The following is a 14,727-nucleotide window of genomic DNA, read 5'->3' on the forward strand; positions in this document are numbered from 1 at the left end:
GAGAGAATACATCTTTCCCCTTTTAAAGTATATATACTACTATAAATTAAACAAATAGTTAGGAGATAGAATGAAAAAATACATAATAAGAAGGTTATTACTTTTAATTCCAATATTAATTGGGATTTCTTTTTTTGCTTTTATATTTATTAGACTAATTCCTGGGGATCCGACAAGGATTATGTTAGGTGAAAGAGCTACTGCAGAAGAAATTACAAGAATTAGAAAAGAGCTTGGACTTGATAAGCCCATAATTTTACAATATCTAATTTTCTTGAGTAATGCTACAAAGGGAGATTTAGGAAGATCTATAATAACAAGAGAGAAGGTTATTTCTGAAATTATGCAAAGGTTTCCTGCTACTATTGAAGTGACACTTTTTGCAATGTTAATAGCAAGTTCATTAGGCATTTTTTTAGGAGTATTAGCATCTATTAAACCAGGTTCCTTAATAGATACTCTGGTCATGTTTTTAGCTTTAATAGGTGTTTCTATGCCAATATTTTGGCTTGGTTTAATGTTGATTTGGTTTGGCTCTTTGGTTCTTGGTTGGTTTCCTCCATCGGGAAGATTAGATATAAGTATTGATCTAAAGATGTTAACAAATTTTTATTTGATTGACAGCTTATTAACTTTTAACTTTAGAGCTTTTATAGATGCATTGTATCATCTGATCCTTCCAGGTTTTGCTTTATCCGCTGTTCCTATGGCAACAATTGCAAGAATGACAAGATCAAGCATGTTAGAAGTCTTAAACCAAGAATATATATTAGCTGAGTATGCAAAAGGTTTGCCTAAAAAGAAGATAATCATGAAATCTGCTTTAAGAAATGCTTTAATTCCAATAATAACTATAATAGGACTTGAATTTGGTTTCCTCCTTGGAGGAGCAATAATGACTGAGACGATTTTTTCATGGCCAGGCATGGGAAGGTTAGTTTATGATGCGATAATGTCAAGGGATTATCCATTGATTCAAGGTTGTATTTTATTGTCTTCTTTGTTGTTTGTATTTATAAATCTTATTGTTGATATTTTATATGCATTTATAGACCCAAGGATTAGATATGAATAGGAGGGAATGTCTTTGGAGAGGAATTATAATCGTAGTTTATGGAAAAGATCTTTAATAAAATTTAAAAGGCATAAAACAGGAATGATAGGAGGTTTGATGTTATTTATTTATATTATTACCGCTGTTTTTGCTCCGTATATTACAAAATTCGATCCCATCGCTCAAAATTTACCAGAAAGATTGCAACCACCATCATGGAAGCATCTATTAGGTACTGATTATGCTGGGAGAGATATTTTTAGTAGGATTATATATGGAACAAGAATATCTCTTACCATTGGGTTTATGTCTGTATCATTAGCTTTAACTTTTGGAACAATTTTAGGGGTTATTTCTGGTTATTTTGGGGGATGGTGGGATATTCTAATTATGAGAATTATAGATATAATGCTTGCTTTTCCAGCTATTCTTCTTGCTATTGGTATTGTGGCAATTATAGGTCCAAAACTTGAAAATGCAATGATAGGTGTAGGTATCGTTTCAATTCCACAATTTGCAAGAGTAGTTAGAGCAACAATTCTTTCTATAAAAGAGAAAGACTATATAAATTCTGCAAAGACTTTAGGAGTAGGAGAAATTAGGATAATTGTTAGACATATTCTTCCTAATGTATTAGCTCCAATTATTGTACAGGCTACCTTAGGAATAGCTTCCGATATATTAGAAACTGCAGGTCTTTCTTTTATAGGATTGGGGGCAAGGCCACCTATCCCAGAGTGGGGTGCTATGTTAAGTGAATCAAGACAATCTTTAAGGTCAGCACCATGGACTGTAGTTTTTCCTGGTCTTGCTATAATGTTTCTTGTTCTTGCTTTTAATTTGTTTGGAGATGCATTAAGAGATATATTTGATCCACGATCTTATAAATAGAAGGGAGGAACTTTTTTAATGGATTATAAAGAGATACCTATTGGAATTCAAAAAAGGATAGCTCTAATTGCCCATGATAATAAGAAACATGAATTATTAGAATGGGCAAGATTTAATCAAGGAACATTATCAAAACATATATTATATGCTACAGGAACGACTGGTGAGATTTTAGAAAAAGAATTGGGTTTAAAGATTATAAGATTTTTTAGTGGACCTTTAGGGGGTGATCAACAGATTGGAGCAAAGATAGCAGAAGGTGAAATTGATTTTCTTATATTTTTCTGGGACCCTTTAGAACCATTGCCTCATGATCCTGATGTTAAAGCTCTTTTGAGGATAGCAGTAGTGTGGAATATTCCTATAGCATCAAATAGATCTACAGCTGATTTTTTGATTTCCTCACCTCTTATGGATAGAGAATACAAAAGATTAGTGCCTGATTATACACATTATCTTACTAGAAAAATATAAGAAAGAAACTTGAAAGAATATAAAAACATTTTCTTTTCTTATCTCTGAAGTTTTAGAATATTTCCTTGTTAGGTTGACACATTTATTAATAAGAAGTATAATCTTAATTGAAGCTTTTTTAGAAAGGGAGGTGGTGAGGGAAACCCATTTAACCATGATATTTAGATTTTTATGGAATGATTTTGGAAAATTAGAGAGGAAGCTTTTTATCCCAGTTGGGATAAAAGAAGCTCTCTCTAAAATATTATATGATGGGAGGGTCGTATGAGTAGGAGGTTATTAGTAATATTACTCACGTTGTTTTTACTTTTAAGTGTTTCTTTTGCTCAAACAACAAATTTTAAAGATGTTCCAATTAATCACTGGGCAGCATCTGCAGTAAAGTATTTAACAGATTTGGGGATCATTTCAGGTATAAGACCAGATACTTTTGGTGGTGATCTTTACGTTACAAGGTATCAGGCTGCAGTATTACTTTATAAATTAATTCAAGCTTTACAGGCAGGAAAAATTGCATTACCTACAGCAGATGTGAAAGAGCTAAAAGATCTTGTAAGTCAGCTTCAAGAAGAATTAAAACTTATTGGTGCTAATGTTGAAGATTTGATGTCTGCATTGCAAGATCTTGATTCAAGGGTTTCAGATCTTGAGTCAGCTATACAAGAGAAGGTAAGTGTTGAAGATGTAGAGTCAATGATACAAGAAGCGTTACAATCCTTTGAAAAACCAGAAGTTACTCCAGAGCAAATTGAAGCTGTAGTTGGAGAGAGATTAGAAGAGGTTGTTAGTGCAAAAGTGGAAGAGAAAATTGGAAATCTTGAAAGTAGAGTATCAGATCTTGAGGGATTTGTGACTGATCTTGACAGCAGATTAGCAGATGTAGAGACAGCATTGGTAGATAAGCCATCTCTTGATGAAGTTGAGGCAATGATAGAAGAGAAGATATCTGGTATATCTGTTCCAGATGTTGAGGAATTAACTGGTAGAGTATCAGATCTTGAGGGATTTGTGACTGATCTTGACAGCAGATTAGCAGATGTAGAGACAGCATTGGTAGATAAGCCATCTCTTGATGAAGTTGAGGCAATGATAGAAGAGAAGATATCTGGTATATCTGTTCCAGATGTTGAGGAATTAACTGGTAGAGTATCAGATCTTGAGGGATTTGTGACTGATCTTGACAGCAGATTAGCAGATGTAGAGACAGCATTGGTAGATAAGCCATCTCTTGATGAAGTTGAGGCAATGATAGAAGAGAAGATATCTGGTATATCTGTTCCAGATGTTGAGGAATTAACTGGTAGAGTATCAGATCTTGAGGGATTTGTGACTGATCTTGACAGCAGATTAGCAGATGTAGAGACAGCATTGGTAGATAAGCCATCTCTTGATGAAGTTGAGGCAATGATAGAAGAGAAGATATCTGGTATATCTGTTCCAGATGTTGAGGAATTAACTGGTAGAGTATCAGATCTTGAGGATAGAGTATCTGCAGTAGAAACAAGACTTGATGACGTGGACTCTGCAATATCTGATTTAATTAGCACTATTGATGAAGTCAATGCTAACCTTGTAGATCTTTCTGATAAAATAGAAGAAGTATTAGCATTAAAAGATAAATTGGATGAATTAATAAGAATGGTTGAAAGCATTGAGGGCATCGAAGTTCCTGCTGAATTAGAAGATATCAAGAGCTTTGTTACAGATTTAGATGCAAAAGTTTCTGAACTTTCTGTAGCACTAGAAGATCTAAATTCTCTTGCATCTGATTTGCAATCCCAAATTGATGATGTTAATGCAAGAGTAGATGAACTAATGGCATCCCTAGACAATATAAATTCCAGTATAGATGCATTATCTACCAGTGTTGACGATCTCTATGTATTGAATGATGGAGTTTCTACAAGACTTGATGAAACGGTAAGTAGACTTTCTGACTTAGAGAACAAAGTAGCTGATCTTGAGAAGAAAGGTGTAAGACCATTCACATTAACATTAACATTTGGTGCAAACTGGGACTTAGTAAATAAGACCATATCAACAACAACATTAGATATAAGTAAAGTGGTACTAACTTTGAACAATTTAGATTTTGGTATCAGTAAACTTGTTTTGACATATAACAAATCTGGATACTTTGCTTTGGATAACTATGGTTTGGTAGGATTTGGTGCACCATTATCTGCATGTGTAAATGTTGCAGGAATAAAAGTTTCTGCAGGTGCTGGTAGTAATGCTATAGGTGGAAAAGTTTCTGGAAGTATGGGTAATATAAATTGGAATATGTATGGAATGTTGAGCATAACCGGAGGAGCATATGATTTTGGTCCAGTTGGAGCAGATATAAGTATGGATGTTGCAAAAGGAGTAACAGTGTTTGCAGATGCTTACTATAATAATGCATCTTTTGTTGGTCTTGTCGGAACATCCCTTAATGGATTATTGAAAGATACATCTGTAACTCTAGAAGCTAATTATGTTGCTAATAAATTTGGAGCATATGCAGAGGTAAGTATAACATTGATGAAAGGCTTTGATGCTGGTGTATCAGTTGATATAGCTGATCTTTCAAACATTAATATGAACAACGTAACAATAACAGTATTTGGATCATATAAGGTCAATGAGAGATTAACATTATCAGGGTCAGTAACTAACAATTCTGGATCTAACAATGTATCTAAATTAAGTCTTGGAGTAAGCTACAATCCAATAGATAATGTAAGTCTTGCACTTGGTGTTGTAAAAACTAACTTACCAGCGTTTACAAGCAATCCATATCCAGATAATGTAAGCTTCGGAACAACAATTTCATTCTAAGAATTAGAATTGATAGGGTGGGGACATCTTATCCCCACCCTTTTTTTATTTATAAAAGAGATTTAACAAATGTTTTTATTAATGGTAATAATTTAAAAAAATTTTTTGAGGTAATTAGATTAGGGAATATCTTTATAATAGAGGTTTGATAGGCAGTATCGCCATGTTTTTCTATAGTCTTTAAAATTTCATCATTCTCTTTTAAAATAGCCCATATTAGATTTAAATCATTATCATTTAGGGAATTTAAAAATTTTCTGACAATCTTCGTAAAAATTAATTCTTTACCAAAAGATTTTTTTGTTAATTTAGGATAATTTGATAAATGGGATATGCTATTATCCTCAAGATATTTTTTTATTTGACTAACTGCTATTTCAGCACCCTTTAATCCAAAATAGATACCACCGCCTGTTGTTGATTTATTATAACCTGCGGAATCTCCAACTATTAAGATATTGGGAGGTATAAATTCTTCATAAGGTCCAAAAATAGGAATTATTCCCCCATAAGCTTTTTCTATATATATTTTTTCAGATCTTTCCTTTAGTTTATTCCTTATAAAATTATCAAGGAAAACTTTAGGATTATATGAAGGATTTACAGCAATACCCAATTTGACCATATTTTTAAATGGTGAAACCCAAAGAAAAAAACCTTGGGAGTAGTTACTTCCAAAATAAACTTCTACGCATTCCTTGTCTAATGGATTTAAGTCTGAAATCTCATATTGGAGGGATACTAAATAAGGTCTTGTTTTAAGTCCTATTTTTCTAAGAAATTGTCTTTTTGCACCTTCTGCTACTAATATAACCTTAGTGTTAATATATTTTGTTTTACCTTTTTCTTCTACCATCAAGGTAGAATGATTTTCATAATGATTTACTCCTATTGCTTTTGAATTGAGTGAGTAAGAACAGCCACTTTTTTCTGCCTTTTCTGCAATTGTTTTATCAAATAAGATTCTATCCAAGATAAAAGAATCGGAGGAATCCTTTTTAAGTTTTAAATATTCTCCTGAAGGGGAGAAAAAATATCCACCTTTTAGATCATTTACTATAGTTTCCTTAGGTAGATCAAATTCCTCAAAAGCATGGATACTTAACTTGCCAAGACAGTGTATTGGTTCTCCTATTTTATCATGTTCTTCTAAAATTAGAGTTTTTATGTTATTTTTCGCTGATAAATATCCAGCGTAACTTCCTACAGGACCTCCACCAATTATAACTAAATCCCATATCATAGAAAAACTTCTTCTTTTTCCTTATATAATTCCCATGCAATATGAAGTCTTTTTATTCCCTCTGCCATTTTTTCTGGAGATACTTGTGAAAATGATATTCTTGCAGTATTTTTTCCTCTTTTAGAAACAAAAAATTCTTCTCCAGGGACGAAACTGGTTTTTTGTTCTAAAGCAGTTTCTGCAAGCTTATACGCATCTACCCATTCAGGAAAAACAAGGAAAAAGAAGAAACCCCCTTGTGGAAAATTCCACTTTGCTATGTCTTTAAATTTTTCGTCCAGAGCTTTCTTCAATGAGTCTCTTTTAGTTCTATATGCAACTCTTAATTTTTCAACATGTTTTTCTAAATATCCTAATTTATAAAAATGATATATTAACTTTTGGTTCAGCGTACCAGAGCATAAATCTGTACCTTCTTTAAGTCGTACAATTATTTGAGTAATATCTTTTGGTGCTATTATAAATCCAGTTCTAAGTCCTGGAGAAAGTATTTTTGAGAAGCTTCCTATAGTTATGATTTTATTGCTATCAGAGAGGGTAACTAAGGGAGGATAGGTTTCATGGTCATAAGAAAGAAGACTATAGGCTAAATCTTCTACTATATAAAAATTATATTTTTCAGAAAGTTCTACAAGTTTTAATCTCCTCTTAATTTCAAGACATGTCCCTGCAGGATTTGAAAAATCTGGTACGACGTAGAGAACTTTAATAAGATCTTTCAGCTCTTTTAGTTTTTCTTCCAAGTAATCTGTATCAATTCCATATTCATCTTGAGGAATCCCTATTAGATTATCAGAGTACATACTCCAAGCTTGAATAGTACCTAAATATCCTGGTTCTTCAATTAGTGCTATATCACCATCATCAAGAAATAACTTTCCTAAAAGATCAAGTGCTTGTTGGGATCCTTCAGTAAGTACTATATTATCTGCAGGAATTGTCTTATTCCATCTCTTGAAAAGATTTTTACCTACTAATTCTCTTAGTTTTATATCTCCACAGGTCGATGTATATTGAAAGGCAAGGTTTCCTTCTGTTCTTAAAACTTCTTCATATGCATGTTTTAATTCTTCAACAGGAAAGAGATTATTATCAGGCAATCCACCAGCAAAAGAGATAGTTTCTGGGTCTTGAGCTAAAACAAATTTTGACATAGCATCAGAAGTTCTATAGGATACTCTTTTAGAGAAATTTCTCTTCCCCATCTTATTCACTCTCCTAAATTTTTCCATAAAATTAGCATAATTATGCTAAAAGGTCAAGGGGTTTTATTTTATTTCTTTAATGCTAACTCTTTCAGCATATTTTAAAATTTCGTTTTTGTCATCTAAGCTAAGTTCTTCTTTCTTGACTTTTACGTAACCTGTGGCGCAAGCAATTTTTAATGAATACAGTGGATCATTGGTTTTTCTTAAACCATAAATAAAACCTGCAAGAAATGCATCTCCAGCTCCCCAGTGTATGCCATCTATTGGTGGTAAAAAAGAATGGTATATTTTGCCATCTATAGATATTACAGCTCCCTTTTTCCCAAGAGAAATTATTGGGTATCTTATTTGAAACTTCTCAATAAACCTAAAGGCGTTTATGAGATCCTTTTTGGATCTAATGGTTTTATTTAAAACATCTTCCATTTCCTCTTTATTTGGTTTTATTACATGAGGATTAGATTTTAAGGCTTCTATAAATTCTTTTCCTTTAGCATCTAATACTTTGATTATGTTAAGTTTATCTGCTTCTTTTAAGATTTTAAAATATATATCATATGGCATATTAGGTGGAATACTTCCTGAAACTATTAAGGTATCTGCATATTTAATATTATTTCTATATATTTTAAAAAATTCTTCTATTTTAGATTTAGAGATCTCTGATCCTACACCATTTAGAACAGTAAGTTCTTTTTTAGATAAATCCTTTATTCCTATAGCGAATCTTGTGTTATTTTGTACTTCTACAAAATCAAAATCAATATCTCTTTTCTTTAATTCCTGTTTAAGGATTATTCCTGTGCTTCCGCCACAAAAGCCAAGAACTTTTAATTTTTCATTGAAGATTTTTAGAGTTTTGGCTACGTTTATACCTTTTCCACCTGGCATAATATATTCTCTCTTAGATCTATTAACTTTATTTTTTAAAAATTTTTCTGTATAGAATATAACATCCAAACTAGGATTTAGATTCACTATTAAAATCATTATTTCCTCCAGCTTTAATTTTTCTTATGATTATATTATACTTAATTAACTATGAGTTTAAGAGTAGATGAAATTCTTATTAAGGCAGATGATCTAAAACAGAGGGGCAAACTTTATAAAGCTATTACCTTATATGAAACCCTTTATAATGAAGTGGTGGATGAAAATCTTTTATATTGGTTGAGATTAACGCTTGCTGATCTTTATTTTTGGATTAAAGATTTTGATAAAGCAGAGAAACTTATTTTAGAAAATATAGAGTCTAATTCAAAAGATTCATTTAATTATTACTACATGGGATTTATAATGATAGGAAAAGGGGATCTAAGCAGGGCAAGGGAATATTTTGAGATTGCGCTAAGGTTAGATCCTAATAACTGCGAATACTTGAGAGGTCTAGCCTGGGTTGAGTTTTTGAAGGGCAATTATGAAGAAGCAGAAAATTTATTTAGAGAAGTGTTAAATAAGGACCCTGAAAATAGTGCAGCTCTGGACAATTTAATAGAACTTTTAATAAAAACTGGGAAGCTTGAAGAAGCAAAATTAGAGATAGAAAAATTTAGAGAAAAGGATCCTAAGGATTGGCAGATTCTTTATAGGGTCCAAGAATTGAAAAATAAACAAAAAGAAATTAAAGGAAACAGAGGGAAACTATGATATTCCCTCTGTTTCTTTATTTTTTTGTAGGAATTTATCAATTTCACTACCATCAAGAGTTTCTTTCTCTATTAATATCTTAGATAATTCTTTTAATACATCTTCATGATCTTTTAATAATGATAATGCTCTATTATAGGCCTTATCTACTATATTTTTTATCTCTTCATCTATTAATTTGGCAGTATCCTCACTATAATTTTTGATCTGCATCAGATCTTTTCCAAGAAATATTTCAGAGTGATTTTCTCCAAGGGTAAGATTTCTTAATTTCTCACTCATACCATATTCACATACCATTTTCCTTGCAAGTTCTGTGGCTCTTCTTAAATCATCTGCAGCTCCTGATGTTGGTTGACCAAAAATTAGTTCTTCTGCTGCTCTTCCTCCAAGGAGTACTGCTATTTCAGCTTCTAATTCTTTTTTAGAGAGTAAATATCTGTCTTCTTCAGGAAGCTGTAAGGTATAGCCTAAAGCAAGTCCTCTTGGAATTATGGTGACTTTGTGTACAGGAGTTGCTTCAGGGATTAATTTTGCTACTAATGCATGTCCAAGCTCATGGAAAGCTACTAATTCCTTTTCTTGTGGTCTTAGTATCCTATTTTTCTTCTCTGGTCCAGCAATTACTTTCTCTATTGCTTCTTCAAATTCCTCCATGTTTATCTCGTTTTTATTTTTTCTTGCAGCTAAAATGGCAGCTTCATTTACAAGATTTGCAAGGTCTGCACCTACAAAGCCTGGTGTGCTTTTGGCAATTGTATCTATATTTACATCTTTTCCAATGGGTTTTCCTCTCAGGTGTACCTCTAATATCTTTTTTCTTCCTTCAAAATCTGGTCTATCTACAATCACGCGCCTATCAAATCTTCCTGGTCTCAATAATGCTGGATCTAAAATATCAGGTCTATTAGTGGCAGCAAGCACAATCACGTTAGTATTCTCATCAAACCCATCCATCTCAACTAAAAGCTGATTTAATGTTTGTTCTCTTTCATCATGTCCCCCACCAAGCCCTGCCCCACGATGTCTTCCTACTGCATCTAATTCATCAATAAAAACTATAGATGGACTTAATTTTTTTGCTTGAGTAAATAGATCTCTAACCCTTGCTGCTCCTACACCTACAAACATCTCTACAAATTCTGATCCACTTATAGAGAAGAAAGGTACATTTGCTTCTCCTGCGACAGCTCTTGCTAAAAGAGTTTTCCCAGTGCCTGGAGGTCCTACTAATAATATTCCTCTTGGAATTTTAGCTCCGAGTCTTCTATATTTTTGGGGATTCTTTAAAAAGTCTACCACTTCTCTTAATTCTTGTTTGGCCTCTTCCACACCAGCAACATCAGCAAACGTTACTTTAGGCTTATTATCTAAGAATAATCTTGCTCTGCTTCTTCCAAAAGAAAAGGCTTGACTATTACTTCCTTGTACTTGACGAAACATCATCCAAAAGAAAAATATAAGCATAAGATAAGGAGCAAATCCTAAAATGAAACTTATCCATAATGAAGTGTTATCTGGTGGTTTTACTTCTACCACAACATCATTTTTAATTAAAGTAGGAATTAAGTTAGCATCCTGAGTTGGTGAATAGGTTTTAAATCTTGATCCATCTCGAAATAGACCATTGATATCTTTTTCTCCAATTTCTACTTTAAATACTTCCTTGTTTTCTACAGATTTTATAAATTCTGAATATGGAATCACTCTTTCCTTTGCAGAGTTATCAAGTATATTGGGATTAAGGAATGAGAAGAGAAGAAAACCTATAAAGAAAATAATTATTATTTTTGAGATTATATTTTTCCAGTTCAACTATTTAAACCTCCTTCTTTGCCATTATATGTAATATTCTTTTTGTATTTTCATTAATAGGCGCTATGTCACTTCTTGCTACTCCTACTACCCACAAAATTTCATTTTCCCAAAAAATAATTGGAATTTCAAGTCTTTTCCATTTAGGAATTTTTTTATCAATAAATAGATCTTGAAGCTTTTTAGATTTACCTTTTAGACCAAATGGTTTAATTTTATCTCCTTCTCTCCAGTTTCTAACTTTTAATTTATCTACTTCTATTTTATCATAGTCAAAATATACATGCCAAAGATCATTAAAATTTATAGACTCTTTATTATCTTCAATTATTTCAGTAATAATTTCGTAACCTGATGGAAGCTTTAAAGAACCAGGTATAGGTAATGTATATTCGTAATTTTCCTCCAAGGTTTTCTTGATAAAATAGACAGTATTCTCATGTTTATATATTTTGATAGTATTCATTATAGCTATATTACCTGTTTTTCTTATTTTAGAAAGTTTATTCATTAAATATATTAAACCTTCAATTGTGATGATCTCATCCATGTTATTAAATATATTTTTTAAAATCCTTACTTTTATTGCGTCTGGAATATTATTCCATTCATTGTAATTTACTTCAAAACCATGCATATTACTTTTTATGTATTTGTCCGAATACTCCTTTGATATGTTTTTTATTAATTCTTGATCCCAATTTAGTATTATTTTTTGATTTATTAAACTTTGAGGAAATTGTTCTATGATATCTCTTAAAAATGGAATTAATTGATATCTTACTATATTTCTTAGGGTAATTGGTAAATAATTTGTAAAATCTTCTTTATACTTTATTTCTTTTTTGTTACAATACTCTGCCGTTTCTTTTTTGGTAAGAACCAAAATTGGTCTTATTATTTTATCTCTCTTTGGGGGTATACCAATAAGTCCTTCGAGCCCATATCCTCTTAGAAAATTCATAAGTATTGTCTCTATATTATCGTCTAAGGTATGTCCAAGAGCTATTCTGGTAAATCCATTTTTTTGAGCAAATTCTTCTATTATTTTGTATCTTTCTTCTCTTAGGGTTTTTTCTGTAAGATTATCAGGATATATATTTAAAATGGTAAAAGGAATATTTTTTCTATCTGCATATTCCTTTATTAATGACTTTTCTACTTCTGTATTTTGTCTTACATGATGATCAACATATAAAAGATGAATATTAGAATTATAGTGAGGTGAGAGAGTGCTAAGTACTTCAGCTAATGCAAAAGAATCACTTCCTCCTGAAATACATATAAGAATAGAGTCCCTCTCATTAATGAGGGACTCAGTGTTAATAAAATTTAATACTTTTTTTTCTATGCTTGCAATGAATTTATCTTTCACTTTTCATGGTGGCGGTGCAGGGATTCGAACCCTGGACACCACGGTTATGAACCGTGTGCTCTAACCGCTGAGCTACACCGCCGATATCCTCGCTTTAAATTATAATAAAAAATTTTATTTTAGACAATACTTTACTAATACAAAAACTTATGATACACTTTTTAACCAAAGAGAGGTATGAGGAAATTACCGCCGGAGTGGCGGAATGGCAGACGCACTGGACTTAAAATCCAGTGGGGAGCAGTCCCCGTGCCGGTTCGAGTCCGGCCTCCGGCACCAATCCTTAAGCCCCTCTTTAAATTTTAAAAAAGAGGTGTTCATAATGTCAGATAAAATGTTTGACGAGGAAGTTATAATTTTGGAAGACGAGGATGGAAATACTTATGAGTATTTGATTAGAGATTTTGTGGAGGTAGACGATAATACATATGTTCTTTTAACCCCAAAAGATGCGGAAGATATGGATGAAATTTATGTATATCGTTGCAGGCTTTTAGAAAAAGATGGTGAACTGTATATAGATGCTTTGGAAGAAATAGAAGATGATGATGAATTTGAGAAAGTTGTGGAAGCTCTGGAAGAAGAGGAAGAATGGGAAAACGGAGATTGGGAAGAAGAGGATTTGGAAGAAGAAGATTGGGAAGAAGGAGAAGAGGAATAATAAATTAGAAAAGATCCTTATATTCTTTTCCTTTTCTCTAATTTTATTTTCAATATTTATTTTTATAATACTTTTCGTCCCAAAATCTAAGACTAATAGTGATGTGGAAGTATATATTAAAGAAGGTTCCTCACTCTCCCAAGTAGCCGATATATTATATGAAAAAGGAATTATAAAATCTAAAGAAATATTTATATTGTATACCAAGCTTATTGGGAGAGAGAGGAACATTAAAAAAGGGTACTATCAATTATCTCCATCTTACTCCGTTGTTCAAGTGGTGAATAAATTAGTAAATGGAGAAAATTTAAGTATAAAGATAACAATACCTGAAGGAGTATCTTTAAAAGAGATTGGGGCAATTCTTGAAGAACGCTTAAATATTTCAAAAGATCTTTTTATTAAATATTGTACTGATTCTAATTATGTTTCATATTTTTTAAAAGAGTATAAAGAATTTTTTGGGGATAAAATACCCTTGTCATTAGAAGGTTATTTATTTCCCTCTACTTATTTTTTACCAAAAGATATTAAAGAGAGAGAGATTATAGAAATTCTTTTAAAAGAATTTTTTAAACAGATCCTATCTAATTTTCCTGATTATAAAGAAGATCTCAAAAAAATTGGTTTAAGTTTTAATGAATGGATAATATTGGCATCTATTGTAGAAAAAGAAGCGAAGATAGATAGAGAGAGACCTTTAATTGCTGGTGTCTTCATTAATCGTTTGAAGAAAGGATATATGCTTCAATCTTGTGCTACAGTAGAGTATTTGTATGATTTTAAGAAAAATCTTCTTTTATACAAAGATCTGGAGATTGATTCTCCTTATAATACATATAAATATTATGGTCTTCCTCCTACTCCTATTTGTTCTCCATCTTTAAAATCATTGGAGGCAGTATTACAACCTGAAGGAGATTATCTATTTTTTGTTTCAAATAACGATGGAACTCATACTTTTTCAAAAACCTATGAAGAGCATTTAAAAGCTCAAGGTTATAAAAGGTAATTATGATGTGCAAAATCTTAAAACCAAATAGATATGTAGGAACAATATTTAAAATTGATTTTGAAAAATTATATAAATTAGGATACAGGGGTATAATTTTTGACCTTGATAATACTATTGTTCCTTGGGATGAAAACAAATTGGATGAGAAAACAAAAAAATTAATAGAAGACATTAAAAATTTAGGCTTTAAAGTTGTTATTTTATCAAATAATTGGTCTCAGAGAAGAGTAAAACATTTTTCTAAAATTATGCGGCTTCCTGCATTAGGATATGCATTAAAACCAAGAAGTAGATCTTTTAAAAGAGCTTTAGAGATAATGGGTACTACCCCCGAGACAACTTTGGTAATTGGTGATAGAATATTAACAGATATATATGGTGGTAATAAATTGGGGATGTATACTATACTAGTATCTCCATTAAATAAGAAAGAATTGTGGATTAAAAGATGGACTGTAAGGCTTATTGAAAATTATTTAATTAAAAGATGGTTGTCTAAAAAGGAGTTAATAAAGGAGGAATAA

At 31.7% G+C, this 14,727-nt stretch carries 13 protein-coding genes and 2 tRNA genes; 9 read left to right on the plus strand and 6 right to left on the minus strand.

The window, feature by feature from the left end:
- Window positions 1-70: 70 nt before the first annotated feature.
- From ACY3JO_RS04710 to ACY3JO_RS04725, 4 genes are all read left to right on the plus strand, one after another.
- The gene (locus ACY3JO_RS04710) at window positions 71-1,075 is read left to right on the plus strand and encodes an ABC transporter permease (protein WP_463083902.1); all 1,005 of its coding nucleotides are present in this window, start codon (window positions 71-73) and stop codon (window positions 1,073-1,075) included.
- A 6-nt stretch (window positions 1,076-1,081) separates the two neighbouring features.
- The gene (nikC, locus tag ACY3JO_RS04715) at window positions 1,082-1,945 is read left to right on the plus strand and encodes a nickel transporter permease (protein ID WP_463083903.1); all 864 of its coding nucleotides are present in this window, start codon (window positions 1,082-1,084) and stop codon (window positions 1,943-1,945) included.
- An 18-nt stretch (window positions 1,946-1,963) separates the two neighbouring features.
- Window positions 1,964-2,419 carry a methylglyoxal synthase gene (locus ACY3JO_RS04720; RefSeq protein WP_463083904.1) on the plus strand — a complete coding sequence of 152 codons (456 nt, stop codon included), beginning with the start codon at window positions 1,964-1,966 and terminating at the stop codon, window positions 2,417-2,419.
- Window positions 2,420-2,683: 264 nt separating this feature from the next.
- Window positions 2,684-5,239, plus strand: a complete 2,556-nt coding sequence (locus ACY3JO_RS04725) for an S-layer homology domain-containing protein (RefSeq protein ID WP_463083905.1) — start codon at window positions 2,684-2,686, stop codon at window positions 5,237-5,239.
- 49 nt (window positions 5,240-5,288) lie between these two features.
- On the opposite strand, the gene ACY3JO_RS04730 is transcribed toward ACY3JO_RS04725, so the two are convergent.
- From ACY3JO_RS04730 to ACY3JO_RS04740, 3 genes are all read right to left on the minus strand, one after another.
- Window positions 5,289-6,482 (minus strand): geranylgeranyl reductase family protein, encoded by a 1,194-nt coding sequence (locus ACY3JO_RS04730; protein WP_463083906.1) that lies wholly within the window; start codon window positions 6,480-6,482, stop codon window positions 5,289-5,291.
- Complete coding sequence (locus ACY3JO_RS04735; RefSeq protein WP_463083907.1) at window positions 6,479-7,687, minus strand: aminotransferase-like domain-containing protein; 1,209 nt, start codon at window positions 7,685-7,687, stop codon at window positions 6,479-6,481. Before ACY3JO_RS04735 ends, ACY3JO_RS04730 begins: the two co-directional genes overlap by 4 nt.
- Before the next feature lie 63 nt (window positions 7,688-7,750).
- The gene (locus tag ACY3JO_RS04740; protein WP_463083908.1) at window positions 7,751-8,680 is read right to left on the minus strand and encodes a 1-phosphofructokinase family hexose kinase; all 930 of its coding nucleotides are present in this window, start codon (window positions 8,678-8,680) and stop codon (window positions 7,751-7,753) included.
- A 51-nt stretch (window positions 8,681-8,731) separates the two neighbouring features.
- Between ACY3JO_RS04740 and ACY3JO_RS04745 the strand changes: the two genes are divergently transcribed.
- Complete coding sequence (locus ACY3JO_RS04745; RefSeq protein WP_463083909.1) at window positions 8,732-9,337, plus strand: tetratricopeptide repeat protein; 606 nt, start codon at window positions 8,732-8,734, stop codon at window positions 9,335-9,337.
- Here ACY3JO_RS04745 and ftsH read toward each other — a convergent pair.
- From ftsH to ACY3JO_RS04760, 3 genes are all read right to left on the minus strand, one after another.
- On the minus strand, window positions 9,332-11,152 hold the full coding sequence (ftsH, locus tag ACY3JO_RS04750; protein ID WP_463083910.1) for an ATP-dependent zinc metalloprotease FtsH: 1,821 nt from the start codon (window positions 11,150-11,152) through the stop codon (window positions 9,332-9,334). The genes ACY3JO_RS04745 and ftsH overlap by 6 nt on opposite strands.
- A gap of 4 nt (window positions 11,153-11,156) precedes the next feature.
- Window positions 11,157-12,527, minus strand: a complete 1,371-nt coding sequence (gene tilS, locus ACY3JO_RS04755) for a tRNA lysidine(34) synthetase TilS (protein WP_463083911.1) — start codon at window positions 12,525-12,527, stop codon at window positions 11,157-11,159.
- Between the two features lie 6 nt (window positions 12,528-12,533).
- Window positions 12,534-12,609 (minus strand) — tRNA-Met (locus ACY3JO_RS04760).
- A 109-nt stretch (window positions 12,610-12,718) separates the two neighbouring features.
- On the opposite strand from ACY3JO_RS04760, the gene ACY3JO_RS04765 reads away from it, so the two are divergent.
- The 4 genes from ACY3JO_RS04765 (at window position 12,719) to ACY3JO_RS04780 (ending at window position 14,727) form a co-directional block, all read left to right on the plus strand.
- Window positions 12,719-12,806: transfer RNA gene (locus ACY3JO_RS04765), tRNA-Leu, on the plus strand.
- Window positions 12,807-12,849: 43 nt separating this feature from the next.
- Entirely contained in the window at window positions 12,850-13,188 is a 339-nt protein-coding gene (locus tag ACY3JO_RS04770) for a DUF1292 domain-containing protein (RefSeq protein ID WP_463083912.1), read from the plus strand.
- Window positions 13,076-14,200, plus strand: coding sequence for an endolytic transglycosylase MltG (gene mltG, locus ACY3JO_RS04775; protein ID WP_463085651.1), 1,125 nt, complete (start codon window positions 13,076-13,078; stop codon window positions 14,198-14,200). The genes ACY3JO_RS04770 and mltG overlap by 113 nt, the downstream gene beginning before the upstream one ends.
- Before the next feature lie 2 nt (window positions 14,201-14,202).
- The gene (locus ACY3JO_RS04780) at window positions 14,203-14,727 is read left to right on the plus strand and encodes a YqeG family HAD IIIA-type phosphatase (protein WP_463083914.1); all 525 of its coding nucleotides are present in this window, start codon (window positions 14,203-14,205) and stop codon (window positions 14,725-14,727) included.

The sequence above is a fragment of the Dictyoglomus sp. LHC4 genome (genome assembly GCF_055181355.1).

Coding starts and splice junctions, on each gene's coding strand:
- ACY3JO_RS04710 (WP_463083902.1), top strand. CDS start 71: ATGAAAAAATACATAATAAGAAGGTTATTACTTTTAATTCCAATATTA.
- nikC (WP_463083903.1), top strand. CDS start 1,082: ATGTCTTTGGAGAGGAATTATAATCGTAGTTTATGGAAAAGATCTTTA.
- ACY3JO_RS04720 (WP_463083904.1), top strand. CDS start 1,964: ATGGATTATAAAGAGATACCTATTGGAATTCAAAAAAGGATAGCTCTA.
- ACY3JO_RS04725 (WP_463083905.1), top strand. CDS start 2,684: ATGAGTAGGAGGTTATTAGTAATATTACTCACGTTGTTTTTACTTTTA.
- ACY3JO_RS04730 (WP_463083906.1), bottom strand. CDS start 6,482: ATGATATGGGATTTAGTTATAATTGGTGGAGGTCCTGTAGGAAGTTAC.
- ACY3JO_RS04735 (WP_463083907.1), bottom strand. CDS start 7,687: ATGGGGAAGAGAAATTTCTCTAAAAGAGTATCCTATAGAACTTCTGAT.
- ACY3JO_RS04740 (WP_463083908.1), bottom strand. CDS start 8,680: ATGATTTTAATAGTGAATCTAAATCCTAGTTTGGATGTTATATTCTAT.
- ACY3JO_RS04745 (WP_463083909.1), top strand. CDS start 8,732: ATGAGTTTAAGAGTAGATGAAATTCTTATTAAGGCAGATGATCTAAAA.
- ACY3JO_RS04770 (WP_463083912.1), top strand. CDS start 12,850: ATGTCAGATAAAATGTTTGACGAGGAAGTTATAATTTTGGAAGACGAG.
- mltG (WP_463085651.1), top strand. CDS start 13,076: ATGAATTTGAGAAAGTTGTGGAAGCTCTGGAAGAAGAGGAAGAATGGG.
- ACY3JO_RS04780 (WP_463083914.1), top strand. CDS start 14,203: ATGATGTGCAAAATCTTAAAACCAAATAGATATGTAGGAACAATATTT.